Origin of the sequence: Nocardioides antri, assembly GCF_008373765.1 — a bacterium.
Classification (GTDB): Bacteria; Actinomycetota; Actinomycetes; order Propionibacteriales; family Nocardioidaceae; genus Nocardioides; species Nocardioides antri.
The window spans coordinates 1-365 of the sequence record NZ_VUJW01000117.1 but is presented as its reverse complement, the minus strand read 5'-3'; the positions used below and the strand labels follow the sequence as shown (position 1 = coordinate 365).

The 365-nt window shown below is 54.0% G+C and carries 1 protein-coding gene; it reads left to right on the top strand.

The annotated features are described in order from the left end of the window. Nucleotides 1-18: 18 nt before the first annotated feature. The coding region (locus F0U47_RS22765) for a superoxide dismutase family protein (protein ID WP_149752347.1) at nt 19-365 on the top strand (347 nt) is incomplete at its 3' end.

Below are 365 nucleotides of genomic sequence, written 5' to 3'. Positions count from 1 at the left end.
GCCAACGAGAAAACAAAAATGCTGCTTCAACTCACATTCCTGGCTGCGATCGCTCTGGCGACGGCTCATCATGGCTTCACCACGCCGTCCCGCGCCATTGCCGTTCTATCCACAGAAACGATTAGAGGCAACATCACATTCACGCAGGTTCAAGATGGGAAGGTTCACGTTCAGGGGGGCATCACTGGGCTGCCTCCGGGTGAATATGGCTTCCACGTCCATGAGAAAGGAGACCTGAGCGGCGGTTGCCTATCGACTGGATCTCATTTCAATCCTGAACATAAGGACCACGGTCATCCGAACGATGTCAACCGTCACGTCGGTGACCTTGGAAACGTGGTCTTTGACGAGAACCACTACAGCAG